This window comes from Thermoleptolyngbya sp. M55_K2018_002 (assembly GCF_015295965.1).
Classification (GTDB): Bacteria; Cyanobacteriota; Cyanobacteriia; order Elainellales; family Elainellaceae; genus Thermoleptolyngbya; species Thermoleptolyngbya sichuanensis.
Map to the genome: position 1 here is coordinate 1 of NZ_DVEA01000106.1, position 16,339 is coordinate 16,339.

Annotated in this window: 13 protein-coding genes, 1 tRNA gene and 1 pseudogene; 6 read left to right on the forward strand and 9 right to left on the reverse strand. The window is 55.3% G+C overall.

The window, feature by feature from the left end; all coding sequences use genetic code 11:
* Positions 1–90: 90 nt before the first annotated feature.
* Positions 91–2,434 (forward strand): annotated as a pseudogene (clpB, locus tag IGS51_RS05345) (ATP-dependent chaperone ClpB); the annotation flags it as partial.
* A gap of 149 nt (positions 2,435–2,583) precedes the next feature.
* Complete coding sequence (locus tag IGS51_RS05350; RefSeq protein ID WP_297076837.1) at positions 2,584–3,117, forward strand: hypothetical protein; 534 nt, start codon at positions 2,584–2,586, stop codon at positions 3,115–3,117.
* A 191-nt stretch (positions 3,118–3,308) separates the two neighbouring features.
* On the opposite strand, the gene IGS51_RS05355 is transcribed toward IGS51_RS05350, so the two are convergent.
* Positions 3,309–3,578 carry a hypothetical protein gene (locus tag IGS51_RS05355; RefSeq protein WP_172353190.1) on the reverse strand — a complete coding sequence of 90 codons (270 nt, stop codon included), beginning with the start codon at positions 3,576–3,578 and terminating at the stop codon, positions 3,309–3,311.
* A gap of 279 nt (positions 3,579–3,857) precedes the next feature.
* On the opposite strand from IGS51_RS05355, the gene IGS51_RS05360 reads away from it, so the two are divergent.
* Entirely contained in the window at positions 3,858–3,989 is a 132-nt protein-coding gene (locus tag IGS51_RS05360; protein WP_297076840.1) for a hypothetical protein, read from the forward strand.
* Positions 3,990–4,461: 472 nt separating this feature from the next.
* Here IGS51_RS05360 and hisG read toward each other — a convergent pair whose 3' ends face one another.
* Positions 4,462–5,166 carry an ATP phosphoribosyltransferase gene (gene hisG / locus IGS51_RS05365; protein ID WP_297076843.1) on the reverse strand — a complete coding sequence of 235 codons (705 nt, stop codon included), beginning with the start codon at positions 5,164–5,166 and terminating at the stop codon, positions 4,462–4,464.
* A gap of 906 nt (positions 5,167–6,072) precedes the next feature.
* Here hisG and IGS51_RS05370 point away from each other — a divergent pair.
* Positions 6,073–7,188 (forward strand): glycosyltransferase family 1 protein, encoded by a 1,116-nt coding sequence (locus IGS51_RS05370; RefSeq protein WP_297076846.1) that lies wholly within the window; start codon positions 6,073–6,075, stop codon positions 7,186–7,188.
* Between the two features lie 97 nt (positions 7,189–7,285).
* Here the strand turns inward: IGS51_RS05370 and IGS51_RS05375 are convergent, their stop codons facing one another.
* The 5 genes from IGS51_RS05375 to lpdA form a co-directional block, all read right to left on the reverse strand.
* Positions 7,286–7,684 carry an EamA family transporter gene (locus IGS51_RS05375; RefSeq protein WP_225906647.1) on the reverse strand — a complete coding sequence of 133 codons (399 nt, stop codon included), beginning with the start codon at positions 7,682–7,684 and terminating at the stop codon, positions 7,286–7,288.
* Positions 7,685–7,739: 55 nt separating this feature from the next.
* The gene (locus IGS51_RS05380; protein WP_297076866.1) at positions 7,740–8,999 is read right to left on the reverse strand and encodes a hypothetical protein; all 1,260 of its coding nucleotides are present in this window, start codon (positions 8,997–8,999) and stop codon (positions 7,740–7,742) included.
* Positions 9,000–9,914: 915 nt separating this feature from the next.
* Positions 9,915–10,169, reverse strand: a complete 255-nt coding sequence (locus IGS51_RS05385) for a DUF5340 domain-containing protein (protein WP_297076869.1) — start codon at positions 10,167–10,169, stop codon at positions 9,915–9,917.
* A 259-nt stretch (positions 10,170–10,428) separates the two neighbouring features.
* Positions 10,429–11,313, reverse strand: a complete 885-nt coding sequence (gene trpC, locus IGS51_RS05390) for an indole-3-glycerol phosphate synthase TrpC (protein ID WP_297076872.1) — start codon at positions 11,311–11,313, stop codon at positions 10,429–10,431.
* A gap of 105 nt (positions 11,314–11,418) precedes the next feature.
* Positions 11,419–12,852: a dihydrolipoyl dehydrogenase gene (gene lpdA / locus IGS51_RS05395; RefSeq protein WP_297076874.1), complete on the reverse strand. Its 1,434-nt coding sequence runs from the start codon at positions 12,850–12,852 to the stop codon at positions 11,419–11,421.
* A 547-nt stretch (positions 12,853–13,399) separates the two neighbouring features.
* Here lpdA and IGS51_RS05400 point away from each other — a divergent pair.
* The gene (locus IGS51_RS05400) at positions 13,400–13,615 is read left to right on the forward strand and encodes a hypothetical protein (RefSeq protein ID WP_297076879.1); all 216 of its coding nucleotides are present in this window, start codon (positions 13,400–13,402) and stop codon (positions 13,613–13,615) included.
* Here IGS51_RS05400 and IGS51_RS05405 read toward each other — a convergent pair.
* Positions 13,593–14,432: an RNA methyltransferase gene (locus tag IGS51_RS05405; RefSeq protein WP_297076881.1), complete on the reverse strand. Its 840-nt coding sequence runs from the start codon at positions 14,430–14,432 to the stop codon at positions 13,593–13,595. The genes IGS51_RS05400 and IGS51_RS05405 overlap by 23 nt on opposite strands.
* 260 nt (positions 14,433–14,692) lie before the next feature.
* A tRNA-Leu gene (locus IGS51_RS05410) sits at positions 14,693–14,776 on the reverse strand.
* A gap of 396 nt (positions 14,777–15,172) precedes the next feature.
* Here IGS51_RS05410 and murA point away from each other — a divergent pair.
* Positions 15,173–16,339, forward strand: a 1,167-nt coding sequence (gene murA, locus IGS51_RS05415; protein ID WP_297076883.1) for a UDP-N-acetylglucosamine 1-carboxyvinyltransferase, incomplete at its 3' end; no start/stop codon positions are given.

Genomic DNA, 16,339 nt, shown 5'->3' on the forward strand with positions numbered 1-16,339 from the left:
ATGCGCTTCGCTGATCTGGATGGGACGATCATCGACGTTTATCAGGCGACCACTCAGATGACCGACGAGTCCGGACAGAGTTATCCGTACACGATAGATACGCTGCTGGATCGCGCCGAAGCCGCCCGCAAGGAACTGGGTGACGACTTTATTTCCGTCGAACACCTGCTGCTGGCCTATCCCAAGGATGACCGATTTGGGCGATCGCTGTTTCAGGATATCCGGCTCGACGAAGCCAAGCTCAAGCAAACCGTAGAACAAGTGCGAGGCAGCCAAAAAGTGACCGACCAAAACCCCGAAGGCAAATACGAAGCGCTAGAAAAATACGGGCGCGACCTGACCGAATCGGCCAAGCAGGGCAAGCTTGACCCCGTGATCGGGCGAGACGACGAAATTCGCCGCACGATCCAAATCCTGTCGCGCCGCACAAAGAATAACCCCGTGCTGATTGGCGAACCCGGCGATCGCCGAAGGACTGGCCCAGCGCATCGTCAAGGGCGACGTGCCGGAATCCCTGAAAGACCGCAAGCTGATTGCCCTGGACATGGGTGCGCTGATTGCGGGTGCGAAGTATCGCGGCGAGTTTGAAGAACGCCTAAAAGCCGTGCTGAAGGAAGTCACCGACTCCAACGGGCAAATTATTCTGTTTATCGACGAAATCCACACCGTCGTCGGTGCGGGCGCAACGCAGGGCGCAATGGACGCGGGCAACCTGCTGAAGCCGATGCTGGCGCGGGGCGAACTGCGCTGTATCGGCGCGACCACGCTGGACGAATACCGCAAGTACATCGAAAAAGATGCAGCCTTGGAGCGCCGATTCCAGCAGGTGTATGTGGATCAGCCAACGGTGGAAGATACCGTCTCGATCCTGCGGGGTCTGCGCGAACGCTACGAAAACCACCACGGCGTGAAGATTTCCGACTCGGCGCTGGTGGCGGCTGCCATGCTGTCGAACCGCTACATTTCTGACCGCTTCTTGCCCGACAAGGCGATCGACTTGGTGGACGAAGCCGCCGCCAAGCTGAAGATGGAAATTACCTCCAAACCCGAAGAACTGGACGAAGTAGACCGCAAGATTTTGCAGCTAGAGATGGAAAAACTATCGCTGCAAAAGGAAACGGACACCGCCTCGCGCGATCGCCTCGAGCGGCTTGAAAAAGAACTGGCTGACCTGAAGGAAACCCAAACCGCGCTAAATGCTCAGTGGGATGCGGAGAAAGGCATCATTCAGGATATCCAGCGCATTAAGCAAGAGATTGAAAAGGTCAACATCGAAATTCAGCAAGCTGAGCGCGACTATGACCTCAACCGCGCTGCGGAGTTGAAGTATGGCAAGCTGGCTAGTTTACAAAAAGAACTGGCTGATGCTGAAACGCGCCTGACGCAGACCCAAACCAGCGGCAAATCGCTGCTGCGGGAAGAAGTCACCGAGTCCGATATCGCGGAAATTATCTCCAAGTGGACAGGCATTCCCGTCAGCAAGCTGGTGGAGTCGGAAATGCAGAAGCTGCTGCACCTAGAAGACGAACTGCACCGCCGCGTGATTGGGCAGGACGAAGCCGTGACCGCTGTGGCGGACGCGATCCAGCGATCGCGCGCCGGACTCTCCGACCCCAACCGCCCGATCGCCAGCTTCATCTTCCTGGGGCCGACGGGCGTGGGCAAGACGGAACTCGCCAAAGCCCTGGCCAGCTACCTGTTCGACAGCGAAGAAGCAATGGTGCGGATCGACATGTCGGAATACATGGAGAAACACGCCGTTTCCAGGCTCATCGGTGCGCCTCCGGGCTATGTCGGCTACGACGAAGGCGGACAACTCACCGAAGCCATTCGTCGCCGCCCCTATGCCGTGGTGCTGTTCGACGAAATCGAAAAAGCCCATCCCGACGTGTTCAACGTCATGCTGCAAATCCTCGATGATGGGCGCGTTACCGATTCTCAGGGACGCACGGTGGATTTCAAAAACACCATCATCATCATGACCAGCAACATTGGCTCGCAATACATCCTCGACGTGGCCGGCGACAACAGCCGCTACGACGAAATGCGGGGTCGGGTGATCGAGGCGATGCGATCGCACTTCCGTCCCGAATTCCTCAACCGCGTGGACGAGTTCATCATCTTCCACAGCCTGCAAAAGTCGGAACTGCGGAACATCGTGCGCCTGCAAGTGGCCCGGCTGGAACAACGTCTGGAAGACCGCAAGATGGCGCTGCGCCTCTCCGACGCGGCCCTCGACTTCCTTGCCGACGTGGGCTACGACCCGGTCTACGGCGCTCGCCCCCTGAAGCGAGCCATCCAGCGCGAACTGGAAACGGCGATCGCCAAAGCTATCCTGCGCGGCGAATTCACCGACGGCGACACAATCTACGTCGATGTGGAGAACGAGCGGCTGGCCTTCAAGCGGCTGCCCGCCGAGCTAACCACCGTCTAGTGGCGTGATGAGGCAACTCTTGCATCCCCCCTTGGCCTTTTTAGGCTGAAGGGGGGATCGGGATTGCCCACTTCCAGCCCAGTCCTAAATACATCGGGTTTGCACCCAAAACCTCTATAACTGGAAATAGTAAATTCCTGACACCGCCAATGCTCATCTCTGCCAATACTCGTGTTCCGTTTCCCCGCCCGCTGGTCTACTCCACCTATCGCGACAAGCTCATGGAGTTAGTGCCCTATATGCCCAATATCCGAGGCGTGCAGGTGCGATCGCGCGAGGGAAATGGCGACTGGATAAAATTCGTCAACGAGTGGCAGGGAGGCGGCGATATCCCAACCGCAGCCCGCGCCTTTTTGAACGAGTCGATGCTGTCTTGGACAGAACATGCCGTCTGGCATGGCGATCGCTTCACCACCGAATGGCAAATTGAAACCCACGCCTTTACCGAAGCGGTACGCTGCTTGGGCACGAATCACTTTTTTGAAAACGAGGGGATGACCGTCATCGAAAGCCGGGGAGAACTCATCATTGATCCCCGCAAGCTCAAGGACGTTCCGCCATTCCTAGCAGGCATGGTCAGCGGCATCGTAGAGGACTTTTTGGGCAAAAAGATCGGCCCCAACCTGGTGCAAATGGGCAGCGGCGTGATGACCTATTTAGAACGCCAAGCCGTTCGCCCGTAGAGCGTTCAGCATCCGCCACTCATCTTTCAAGTTGCCTGTCTGCTTCAGCAATCGACAGCTTGAAAGATTTGGGACTTACGCAGTTGGACGACTTCTCGCGGGCTGCCCTCGCGAGAAATCGTCCAAAACCCAGAAAACTCATCGCAAGTGCGTAAGCCCTGAGATCAAGAATTTCTTTGAAAAACCACCTATCAGGCTAGCGACGTTTTGCGGCGGGTGGTTCGTGCTTTTTTAGTCGTCTTTGCAGCAGTCGTCGGAGTAGCTTTAGCAGGCTGTTCTGTCGCAGGACGGATCGGCCCATCAAAGGAAATCAAAAACGAAGTTTGGGGCAAAACGCGACTCACCAGCTTCAGATAAGACTCCGCATCATTGCGATAGCGAAACCGCGCTACGGGAGCATTCTGCATAGTGGGCAGCAGCTTGTAGACAACCCAAGGGCTAAGCTGATCTTGATAGGTCATAAGAATGGCTCCTTGCTGAGATTTAGTTGAAATTTAAGCAATGGTATGGTTGCCGCCGGACTTGAACAGCAGCTTGTTGAGCAAAACCCTGGAGCATATTCCAGGTAGGGCACCCCAGGTAGCGCACTCCAGACAAAGCGCTCTCTAAAGCAGCGTCTAGTTCTGAAAGATTTGCCAGAAAGAACTGCCTGAAAGACCTGGTTGAATCTGCTTCAATGAAGCCGAATCTATCTCCAGCGCCCACGCAGGCACGCTGCACCCTGATCTTCGACCTGCGGCATGAAACAAGCCGACAAAAAGCAGGCCTTCAATGCTAGAAACATTGAAGAATCAGCAGTTCAAACAACTTATGTCAAACAATCTCTAGCAGCGCTTGAACCGCTGCCCACAGTCTTGAAGCCTGAGTGGTAACCGAAACCCGTAGCGTAAACTCAGATCAAATCCAAATCAAATCCAAATCAAACCCGGAACATCAAAGCCAGATCGACTTCAACCAAAATTGCGTCCGATCGAAATCATCTCCATAGCCTCACCAGCATAACCGACTGTTGGCGTTCTAACTTCTTTTTCAACAATCTAGACGCGCTCCCAGAGCGGATTTTCGAGTCATTACACAGTCTTTACAGACAAAAAGACAGCACAATGCAGAAACTCAGCCCAGGAAACAACACCTAAATTCGCCGCTCAGAAGTATGCAAAACACGCCTCAAGACGCTACTGCTGACCCAAGTTGTTCCTGCAACTACTATATATAGTTGTCTAATCGAAAAAATTCAACTGTATATGGGGTCTATCGGGAAAACTAAATATTTCTTTACACTTTACGCTTTTGGGTCGGCAATCAGAATAAGCGCCATTCTTGCAATCTTGGTCGAGTCAAGACTCAGGCAGAAGCCGGAGTTTCAGCCGCAGTTTTAATTGCAGCCTCAGCCACGGCTTTGCCAGGGACTACTTGAGAAGTGTGTGCCCGCAGTTGCTCCACAATATCCTGCACGCCGTCTTGATTGAGCCGATAGCTGAGCGGATGGGCAATCAGTCGGGCCGTACTTTCAAACAGGCGATCGATTTCAATCAGGTTATTTTCCTGGAGGGTGCGCCCGGTAGCCACCAAGTCTACGATCGCCTCTGACATCCCTGTGATTGGCCCCAGCTCTACAGACCCATAAAGCGGCACGATGTCTACGGGTAAGTCTAGGCTCTGAAAATAGTCGTGGGCGCAGCGCACAAACTTGGACGCAACTCGGCAGTGGGGCGGCAGATCGAGTGCGGCGCGGTAGGGGCTGGTCGCTTTGACCGCGACCGACATACGGCATTGCCCAAACCCTAAGTCCACCAGATGGGCAACCTTGGGCTGTTTTTCACGCAACACGTCGTAACCGATCACGCCCAGGTGTGCTTGTCCATATTCCACATAAACGGGCACGTCGTAATTACGAACTAGCAGCCCGTGCGCCCGCCCACTGCTATCGAGGATTTCAAGCTGGCGATTGGCTGGGTTGAGAAACTCACTGAAATCAAGCCCGATGGCTTGAAAAAGCTGAATACTGTCTTTTAGCAGCCCGCCTTTGGGCAGCGCAACGGTCAGCATAGAGGATGAAGTCGATAGCTTTACTAATATAAATTCTAGGTGATTTCTATACCCGTTTAGCTGCATCTAGCGTTAATCAAACTCAGAAATGATGCGTCTGGATGAGGCAGACGGGTGAGGCGATCGCCCCTTCCTCAAAGTATTCTCTAAATATGTCTCTTGATGGGAGAGAATTGAGTTACGACTCTTACTCCCAGAGTTTGGCATTTGATTTCTGGAGGGGAGATTCAAATCCGATCTTGCGTTTCAGAATCCAATACTGAAGCAAGCTGGCACAAATAAACAGAAATGACTTTTTGCAAGTCTATTTGCGTAGCCGCGACACTTCAAATTGCGAAAGTTTAATAACTTTTGCAAACGCTTAGCTTATTTTTGAGGTTGATCTTATGTACAGTTATCCTGCAATGCCACTTCCTCAGATGATGCTCGGAGCATCCTTGCAAAGGCAGTGGCGATTCCCTCAGGCGATGCTTGGAGCATCTTTGCAAAGGCAGGGTCGATCTAGGCTATATCTCAATCTGATTTTATCGAACGTAAATAGAATCAACCTATGGTTGCCCAGTCTATTTTCGCTGATTTGGTGTAGCAATCAGTCGGGGCAAACCAACTCTTCAGATAGCCGACCAGAGGACTTGGGCGCGGATAATGCAGTCTCTGAACCACTAGCTTATACAACAGAAGACACTCAACTAGACGTTCCAGCAGTCGAGTTTAGTGGCTTCTGGATACAAGAACAATTGACAGAGAATGCGGATATAACCTCAGCCAGCGCTTACGCTTTTGATGTGACTGAATCTCGCTGTTTGAGACACTGCTGGACATCCAATCGAAACGCAGAGCATCGATGTCTTGTAGGATGTTGGCAGGAATGTGAGCCGGGTGGGTGTTCCAATTTGGACTCTGAACATGGGGGCGATCTCTGATTCGGCTGACCTGATTGTGAGTTTGTCGGTGGTGGGCGATCGCCCCACCGGATTAGCCACCTACGCGCTCAATGTTGCGCCCCATCTGGCAGTTCAAAACACTCTGCTTTTAGCCTCTCTAGAAGCACATCACCAAATTTCTAAAACCCAGGCGCGAGACATTTCCTACTACGAAATTCCGGCCGGAATGAGCGCAGAATATGGCAAGGTAGGGCACTTCAGGCGACTGCGCTGGACGCAAACCCAACTCCCCAAAATTTATCAAGTCCTAAAGGCAAATCTCGTTTTTTCTCCGCTTCCCGAAGCGCCCATCTGGAACCCGTGTCGCTCGGTGGTGATGGTGCATGACCTGATTCCGCTGCGGTTTCCAAACTGGCGATCGCCCCTCACAATTTATGCCAAATACTATGTGCCGCTGGTGCTAAATCAGGCGCTACATATTGTCTGCAACTCGCAGGCGACAGCGGACGATATTGTTGCTTTTTACAACATTTCGGCGGATAAGATTACGCCTATTCCGCTGGCTTACAATGCCGACCATTTTCGCTGGCTCGATTTACCCACCAGCAATTATTTTGTCTATCTGGGGCGGCAAGATCCCTACAAAAATCTGCACCGCGTTTTAGATGCGTTTGCAGCGCTGCCCCGCTGCCAGGACTATGAACTGTGGCTAGTGGGTTCGACCGACCCCCGCTTTGCGCCCGACCTGTCCACCCACGCCGAAGCGCTGGGCATTGCGGCTCAGGTGAAATTTTTGGACTACGTGCCCTACGCCGACCTGCCCCAGGTGCTAAATCGGGCGATCGCGCTGCTGTTTCCCAGTCTGTGGGAAGGGTTTGGCTTTCCGGTGCTGGAGGCGATGGCCTGTGGCACGCCCGTCATCACGTCGAATCGCTCGTCGATGCCAGAGGTGGCGGGGGAGGCGGCGCTGCTGGTGAACCCGGAAGATACCAGGGCGATCGCCCATGCTATGCAGCGCTTAGTGACAGAACCCGACGTGCGATCGCACCTCCGCACCGCTGGACTGGCCCGCGCCCGCCAGTTTAGCTGGGAAAAAACCGGAGCTACCACCCGCGCACTGCTGAGTCAATTTTTGTAGTCAACTTTTGTAGTCAATTCTGTTTTTTATAGCAAGCTCTTGAGCAAGTTCTATCGCAACTGGCTCCCGGAGCGTTTGCAGCAAGCCACCCCGCCCCTCACTTCGGCTGCCACACCACCAAAATCACACCTGCCACGATCAGTCCCAGCCCCACCAGCCGCAGACCAGGAATCGTTTCCTTGAAGACAAAATAGCCCAACAGCACCGAAAACACGTAGCTGAGCGCGACCGTTGGCCCTACGACGCTGAGCTTGACGCGAGTCAGCACCAAGATATACACCACCGCGCCCAACCCATAGCAAGCCAGCCCAATCAGCAAGTCCGGCACGGTGAGAATGCTCAACACATGGCTGATGGCATTACTCGCCTCAACGCGACCCAGCTTCAGTGCGCCCGACTTCAAAAAAAACTGCCCCGCAACGCCAAGGGCAATAGAGGAAAGCAGCAAAGCAAGCTCGGCTGGGGTCACGGCAAGTCCTGCTGAAAACGTCTCCATCAGTCTACAGCGTTTCTCAGGCCCTCGACTCGTTTGCGATGGATATGTCAGGTTGCTAGCGATGGCGGTGGCTGCGGCAGCGCACCAGAAAATCAGGTAAATCCAGCGGATTGAACCGCGAGACGGGCGGTGCAGAGAGGCTGCTGAGGCTGCTGCTGTCGAGGGTGGCGACAACTTCCATCATGGTCATTAGCTCAGAGAAAATCGCGGTTAGCTCTGGATCGACCTGTTCGCTGGCGAGTAGATGCACCTGTACGCTATCGAGCAGTTCTTTGAAGCTGGCGATTTGGCGCTGGCTGGCAATGTACTGATCTTTCCAATGATGGATGGTGGCTTCGTACTCGCTGACCTGGCGGGCATGGTGAAAGATTTGCTCCTGGATGTCGCTATTTTGGGCCTCCAGATCGGCAATGCGGGCCCGATAGCGATCGCACTCTGCCTCCAACTCCCGGTTATTTTGTAGCCATAGGGTTTGCAGCCGCATCTGCCGTCCTAGCTCAATTTCTAGCTCATCGGCTTTGATCTGGGCGCGGGCCAGGTCTTGCCCCAGCGTGGCGATCGCGTTTGTCCGGCGAGCGACAGGGCGAGTCCGGATTGCAGACGATGGCAGCGCCGACCGCAACCCGCCCGGTTGTTCCTGGCTTGGGCCCTGGGCCGCCTGAATCTGGGCCAGCGTCGATTCCATCTCGGCAACTCGGGTTTCGGCAGCGCTCAGGGCAACGGCTAAACGCTGAACCTGCTGCTGCGATGCTTCAAGCTGTCCCTGGAGGCGATAGGACAGTTCTTGCGCGTATTGGGCAGCCTCCTCTAGTTCCTGCATCCGCTGGCGGGTTGCGTCTGGCGATTCTCGGCCGTTCCATCCATCGCGCCCGCGGCCTTGGCTCAGGCCGCTAAGCTGGATTCTCAGCCGATCCAGTTCTTCCTGCTGTGCCTGAAAGCGGGCTTCGGCCGCAGCAAGCTTTTCCTGAGTTTGGCGATCGCGCTCGTAGGCTTCGGCCAAATGGGCATCGATGGTCTGCTGCTGCTGCTTGAGGCGGACTTTGAGGCGGGCGATCGCCTGCTGTTGCACGCTGGCAAACTTTTCGGTCGCCGCCAGTTGGGTTTCCAGCAAGCCCTGGTCTTGCATTTGCAGCCGCAGTTCGTCCATGCAAGACAAGGCTTGATCCAGCGCCTGTTCGAGGTGGTGAATGCGGGCGATGCGCTCTCGCTCCTGCGATCGCAATTGGGCCAACTCGCTCAACAGCCGCGTATATTGCGGTGATTCGACAGGTAATTCGGCTGGTGGTTCCACAACTGGCGCTTCGACAGCCACCACGCTTGGACTCGAATCCTCCCCCCTGAGAGGACTGCTGCCCAAACCGTTTCCACTAAAGCTCGCTCCATCGGAACCGGCTTCGATGGAAAGACGTGATTGCTCCGGTGTCGCGGAAACCATTGTCCAATCTGGTTGTGACACGCAGCGCCTCCTGATCGTTTTGCCACACAATACTCAGCCAGCCGTGGGATAACCAGTGGGTTTAATAAAGAAACTTAAATCAGAAGCGGAGCCAGCAGAAACTAATCAAAACGACAAACTAAACCTTGCGCCCAGGATGACAAGAATCGACCCATCAAAATGAATTAAAGAATTAAACCTGCTCAAACTTGCTCAATGCTTAGCACTTTACTGGATGTCAAACAAATACCAAGAGTAAATGCTAAAAGCTTTAACTCAAGCCACTTACAACATCAGCTAAATAGTTACCAACAAGCAGTTGCCAAACCAATTCCTAGAAGACTCCAAACAACGACCAAAACTCGATTACTCAATCATTTGAATCTGTATCATTCCCCGTGTGTCTGAGCCTCATGAATAGCTCAACGCAGACTCAGCCTCAATCCGAGGATCAAGCTAGGGAATTAAATCAAGCTTGTATCGAGTCGTTCAGGCAAATTCACCTGAAGAAACTGCTCTAAGAGATGCACAATCAATCTACTAAAAACAGAAGCATAGTGAAGAAGACCAAGCAACCGGCAGTACAACCTATGAAAAACATAGCTTGTATGACCGATGCTTGCTTCGGGTTGATCCTAGTTTACAGGATGTGTTCAGCAGATCCGAGATTCAAATTGAAAGAAGCACGGCTGAATCCGCTTTCTTCTTGCGCCAACCCAGCTAGCACTGCTCATCCATCTGCGATCGCCCGATTTATTAAAGAAATCTGAAATCTACAAGGTGCGGACTGCCACCTCAGCACACGTCAGAAGAGACTGTCTCCAGACCCGCGCTGTTGAGCGACCAGCGATAGTCAATAGGCACATTGGCGCGGCTCAGGCTTTCCTCTAGGCGCTTCTGTTGGGTCAGCGCCTTTCGCAGCGTGCTGATTAGCTCATGAACCTGGGCCTGATGCTGAGACTGGTGCTGAGCAGCGGGCGTGGTCTGGCGTTCCAGCAGTTGCAGCAGCAGCTCGTAGTGAATATGGGACGGCAGGGGAATCGGTTCCATAGGATTCTAAAGGCTAACTCTAAGTTGAAGATGCAACAAAGATGCGGAAAAGCGCCTCGTCCAGCGCGGGTCGGAGCGAGTCGGACGGGGGTGGGCGGCCCAAAGAATCGGTGGTAAGCGGTTGTCTCAGACTCGTTCAAACCTGAGATGTGCAGTCGCCACACGCGGGCGCAAACCGTCATCCAGTCCTGATATGGAAGCTTTGGGTTTGAGCCACAGTCGGTTGCCCAGTTATTTGCCCAGGTCGAGCGTCAGCAGGTTAGCAGACAAACAGACTAGCGATCGCCGCTCCTGGGTCGGGCTGTTTGACCAGCGACTCCCCAATCAGCACGGCTTCGACCCCGGCTTGCTCGACCTGGCTGAGGTCTGCTGGAGTGTGCAGTCCCGACTCGCTTACCGTTAGAATGCCCTGTTTTTGAATCCGAGCTTGGCGATCGGCCAACAGGCTACAAGTGGTTTGCAGATCTACAGAAAAGTCCTGCAAGTTGCGGTTGTTGATGCCGATCACATGGACACCTTGCAGTGCCAGCACTCGATCCAACTCTTCGAGGGTGTGAACCTCAACCAGGGCAGTCATGTTAAGCGCCCGAACAATCTTAATAAAGTATTGTAAATCCTTGTCTGAGAGAATTGCTGCAATCAGTAATACCGCATCGGCTCCGTGCAGCCGGGCCATATAGATTTGGTAGGGATAAATCACAAAGTCTTTGCACAGCAGGGGAACATCGACCGCATCGCGCACCCGCTGGAGATAGGCAAAGCTGCCCTGAAAAAACTTTTCGTCCGTTAAAACAGAAATGCAGGCGGCTCCGGCTTGCTCGTAGGCGCGGGCGATCGCCACAGGGTCAAAGTCTTCCCGAATCACGCCTTTGCTGGGCGAGGCCTTCTTGACCTCAGCAATTAGCGCTGGACGGGTCTTGCCCTGCCGCAGCGCCTCGACAAAATCCTTCGGCGGCAGCAGATCTTTCACCTTTTTTTGCAAATCCAGCAGCGACAGACGCTCCCGCATCTGATCGACTTCGGTTTCCTTATGCCAGACGATTTCTTCGAGAATATGCTGCGGCTGCGCGTCGGGCGCACTGATCTGATACCGCAGATTTTCTACCGCAACAGCGGGGTTGGGCGGACGACGACGGATTTGCATTGAGGGAAAGGGGGGAGAGGGGAAGAGGGAAGAGAGAAGAACGAAGAGGGAAGAACGAAGAGATAAAAGGTTTCGTTTTTCGTTCTTCGTTCTTCTTTTTTTCGTTCAGTGCGCTGTAACTGCCCGCTTGTAGGCTTCGTCTAGCACTTCCGACAGGGTGGGATGGGTATGCACCAGGAAGGCGAGGTCGCTGACGGAGCGGCGCTGGGCGATCGCATTGGCGGCTTCCTGGATCAGGTCGGAGGCGTGTAGCCCGATGATGTGGGCCCCCAACACTTCGCCCGTATCTTCACGGTAGATTACCTTGGCCACGCCGTCGGTTTCGCCTTCGGCCAGGGCTTTGGAGTTGCCTTTGAAGTAGGAGCGAGAAACAGCGACTTTGAAGCCCTCGGCCTTGCCCAGTTCCACGGCGGCGGGTTCCGTCATGCCGACAAAGCTGACTTCGGGATGGGTAAAGGCGGCGGCAGGAATGCTGCGGTAGTCCACCTGACGGGGGCGATCGCACATATTTTCGACAGCCACAATGCCCTGGGCCGAGGCGGCATGGGCCAGCATCATTTTGCCCGTTGCGTCGCCGATGGCCCACAGATGTGGCGCAGGCTGCCCCTCTATTAGCACCTGCATCTGATCGTTCACCGGAATAAAGCCGCGCCGATCAAGTTCGATGCCGACGGTTTCCAGACCCAAGTCCTTCGTGGCGGGGATGCGGCCCGTTGCCACCAGGCAAGCATCGACCTCCAGCACTTCTACGATTTCTTTGGTTTTTACATCCGCCAGCTCAATCACCACGGGGGAACCGGGTTTCACGGTTTTCGCCAGCAGCCCCACGCGGGTTTCGATGTCGCGGGGCGCAATCAGGATGCGCTGCGCTAGTTTGGCAATGTCAGGGTCAAATCCGGGCATCAGCTGATCCAGCGCTTCGACGATGGTGACTTCGCTGCCCAGCGCGGTGTAGACATCCGCAAACTCTAGCCCAATATAGCCACTGCCGATGACCGCGACCCAGTTGGGCAGCCAGTCTAGCTTGATTGCATCATCACTGGTGAACACGGTCTTGCCGTCTAGTTCGATTCCGGGCGGCACGAAGGGCACAGATCCGGGCGAAAGAATAATGTCTTTGGCGGTTACGGTCTTTTCGCCCTCGGCGGTGGCAATGCTTACCTTTTGGGGGCCCGCCAGCCTGGCCCAGCCGTGAATGATGTCCACCCCCAGCCGCTTGAGGCTGTTGGTGAGGTCGCCCTGGATCTTGCTGACGAGGTTGGCGGCGTGGTCGGCGATCGCCTGTCGGTCAAACCCCACGTTGCCCAACTGAATGCCCAGATTCTTGAGGTGATGAGCATCGCGCAGCTCGCGCCCCCGCCCCGACGCGGCCAGCAGCGCCTTCGAGGGAATGCAGCCCCGGTTGACGCAGGTGCCGCCCATGTCAGCCGCTTCCACGATGGCGGTCTTTAGCCCGCTGCTGACGGCATGGAGGGCCGCGCCGTGCCCCCCCACGCCCGCACCAATAATCACCAGGTCATAGTCAAATACTTCGCTCACGTCTGCTTCTCCGAGGGGATGTCCGTTTGGATTTCTTAACTGTTATCTGTTCTAGGGGCTACTCATGGGGTGTTTCTTGCGGGGGCAGCCCGCGAGAAATAGTCCAAAATCCAGAAAACTTATCGCAAGTGCGTAAGTCCTATGTTCTAAATTCTACGTGAATTTCGGGCACGGCTTTGGGAGGTGGCTGCGGGGAACGTCGCACATAATTCCGCGTATTTCACAGGCAGGCGATCGCCCCTCAGCGCCGGAAATTAAGCAGATTTCCTGACGCATTGCTAAACTCTCAGGGGCAAGCTGAAGAGACAGAATTGTGTTCCTCAGCCCCACCGGGCTGCTCCCAGTTCTCCAGCAAAGCTGGGCATTTCCAACACGGTTCACTAGACTGGGAAGGGTTTTCCGACCAGACCGCGTGAACAAACGAGTTTCCTCTCGCCGGGGCTTTTCATAAGGGGCTTTCCATAAATAAGTGGAGGTTTCTATACGCGGAGAGAGTCGGATAGAGACGATGGAGACTGTTTTTCCCAGCGTCGATCAGGAGTCTGCTATGAACTCACATCAACAAGAGCTACGGTACGCAGCGTCTCAAGCGTTTATCGAGTCGCTCAATCAGCTCAGCGATCGCCTCAGCCAGCCTGAGCCTGCCTCGGCAGAAGCGCCTCATCGGGAGGTGGACAAAGCGCGATCGCCCCAGTTCACGGTTCAAGACCTGGAAGATGCCGTGGCAGACATTGAGCAATTTACTCAGGAGCGCGGAGCATAGGCGGACTCGGCGCTGATCCAGCCGCCATTGTCGCAGGGGTGCGTTGCCGTCGAGCTTCGTAGACCAATAGCGCCGCGGCGATCGCCACATTCAGCGACTCTACACCAGCCGCTAAGGGAATCCTCACCGCACTGTCTGCCAGCGCCGCCAGCCCAGGCGACAGTCCTGCGCCCTCATTTCCCAACAAAATCAGCGTGGGCCGGGTGAAGTCGGTTTCCCAATAGGTTTGCGTGGCGCTGGGCAAAGTAGACACCACCTGCCCCCCCACTGCTCGAAACTGCTGCACCACGTTGATCAGGTCGGCTGCCACCGCCATCGGCAGCCGAAACCACTGCCCAGCCGTCGCCCGCAGCACCTTGGGATGATCTAGATCGACACTATCGGCGCTGAGCCATAGCCCCTCCACGCCGGCTGCCGCCGCAGTGCGAATCATCGTGCCCAGGTTGCCCGGATCTTGCACGGTCTCTAGCGCTAGCCCCAGGCTGACCTGGCGGGGATCGTTGGGCTGTCTTGGCGCGACGCGAAAAGCCGTTGCGATCACTCCATCGGGGTTAACGGTGGTGGCGATCGCCGCTAGCACCGCCTCGCTCACTAATTCCAGCCGTTCCGCCCGCTGACCGGCCGCCGCAAACAGGTCGGGATAGCGCGATCGCCAGGTTTCCGTGCAGCACACCACGGCCAGCGGATAGCCCACCGCCAGGGCCTCTTGCAGCAAGTGCGTGCCTTCCAGCAAAAACTGCTGCTGTTCGCGCCGTCCCCTGGCTTGATGCAGCTTGCGGAGTTGCTTAACCAGAGGATTTTGCAGACTTGTCAGCATGAGTTCAGCACAGGTTGAGGGGGTAGGGAGTCGATGCTGGCATCGTCTGGGCGCTAAGCATTTTCTGATTATCTGATTAGTCTTTTATAAGAAGATGTAACGAAATGATAAGTAAATCAAACGAGCGATCGCCCTTCCCGAAAATGGCGGAAATTCTTAGAACTTTTAGCGGATGCGTGAACACCCTAACCCCAGTGAATGCCAGAAGAATTCCCAAAGAGAATGGCTAGCAGCAATCGCCACTAGCCACTCTTCATCCATGCGGAACCCGGGACTTGAACCCGGAAGTCTTTGCAGACACTAGAACCTGAATCTAGCGCGTCTACCAATTCCGCCAGTTCCGCAATCAACGCATTTCAACGCTGCGATTTACCATCATGCTGCATAGATGAAACTTTCGTCAACTCCTGCCGACAATTTTTTGCTACTTTTTTGGCGGTTCTGTAGCGTTTCTGCTCGCGGGGCGATCGCCCGGCTTTGGCAAAGTAATAGTCAGAGCTATAGACACACGAAACCTTTCCGGTAAAATCAAGACCAAATTCTGCTGAGATAGATGCAAAGGCTGAGCATCTACTCAGGGAACGATAGGGCATGAGCCGAAATGCAAACCTAGAAGCAGACCCTAGAAGCAGGCGCAGCCAAAAACAGACACGCTAGAAATAGAACAAACAGAAGAAAAGCTTTAAGATTGACAGGCGCACTTGGAGGATAGACCCATTAACCCCTCTCTCAATTCACCCGTGACCCATTCTTCACCTGAAGATCGCAGCCCAGTCCTAGAAATCATCGGCGGACACCACCTCAGCGGCGAGGTTCGCATCAGCGGTGCCAAAAACTCGGCGCTGGTGCTGATGGCTGGTTCGCTGCTGTGTAGCCAAGACTGCCGCATTCGCAATGTCCCCTCGCTGGCCGACGTGGCCCGCATGGGCGAGGTGCTGAGCGCCCTCGGCGTAAAGATTACCCGCAAGGATGACGCGCTAGAAATCGACGCTCGCCATCTCAGCCAGTCCAAAGCCCCCTACGAGCTAGTCAGCCAACTCCGGGCTAGCTTTTTCATCATCGGGCCCCTGCTGGCGCGGCTGGGCATTGCGCGGATTCCCCTACCCGGCGGCTGCGCGATTGGAGCGCGTCCAGTCGATTTGCATGTGCGCGGACTGCAAGCGATGGGAGCCGATGTGCAGATCGAGCATGGTACGGTTCACGCCTGCATTCCGGGGGTGAATCGACGGCTCAAAGGCGCACGGATCTACCTCGACTACCCCAGCGTCGGCGCAACGGAAACGCTGATGATGGCAGCGACCCTGGCCGATGGCGAAACGATTCTGGAAAACGCCGCCCAGGAGCCGGAAGTGGTGGATCTGGCCAATTTCTGTCGGGCGATGGGCGCACGGATTCGCGGTGCAGGCACAAATACGATCGTGATTTCGGGCGTGCCCAGTCTGCACTCGGTTGATTACGCGGTGATTCCCGACCGGGTGGAAGTGGGCACGTTTCTGGTGGCAGGCGCGATTACCCAATCTGAACTGTCGCTGGCTCCGGTCGTGCCGGATCATCTGACGGCAGTGATTGCCAAACTGAGGGCGATCGGCTCGGAGGTGGTTCAAGAAACGCCCAGCCGTCTCCGCATTGTGCCCGGTACGTCACGGTTGGGGACAGATATTGAAACGCTGCCCTATCCTGGCTTTCCGACGGATATGCAGGCGCAGTTTATGGCGCTGCTGACCCTCAGCGAGGGCGATAGCATCATTACCGAAACCGTGTTTGAAAACCGCATGGGCCATGTGGCCGAGCTAAACCGCATGGGCGCAGATATTCGCACCAAGGGCAATCACGCCGTGATTCGCGGGGTGCCGTTCCTCACGGGCGCGCCCGTGGTGGCGACGGATCTGCGGGCATCGGCGGCGCTG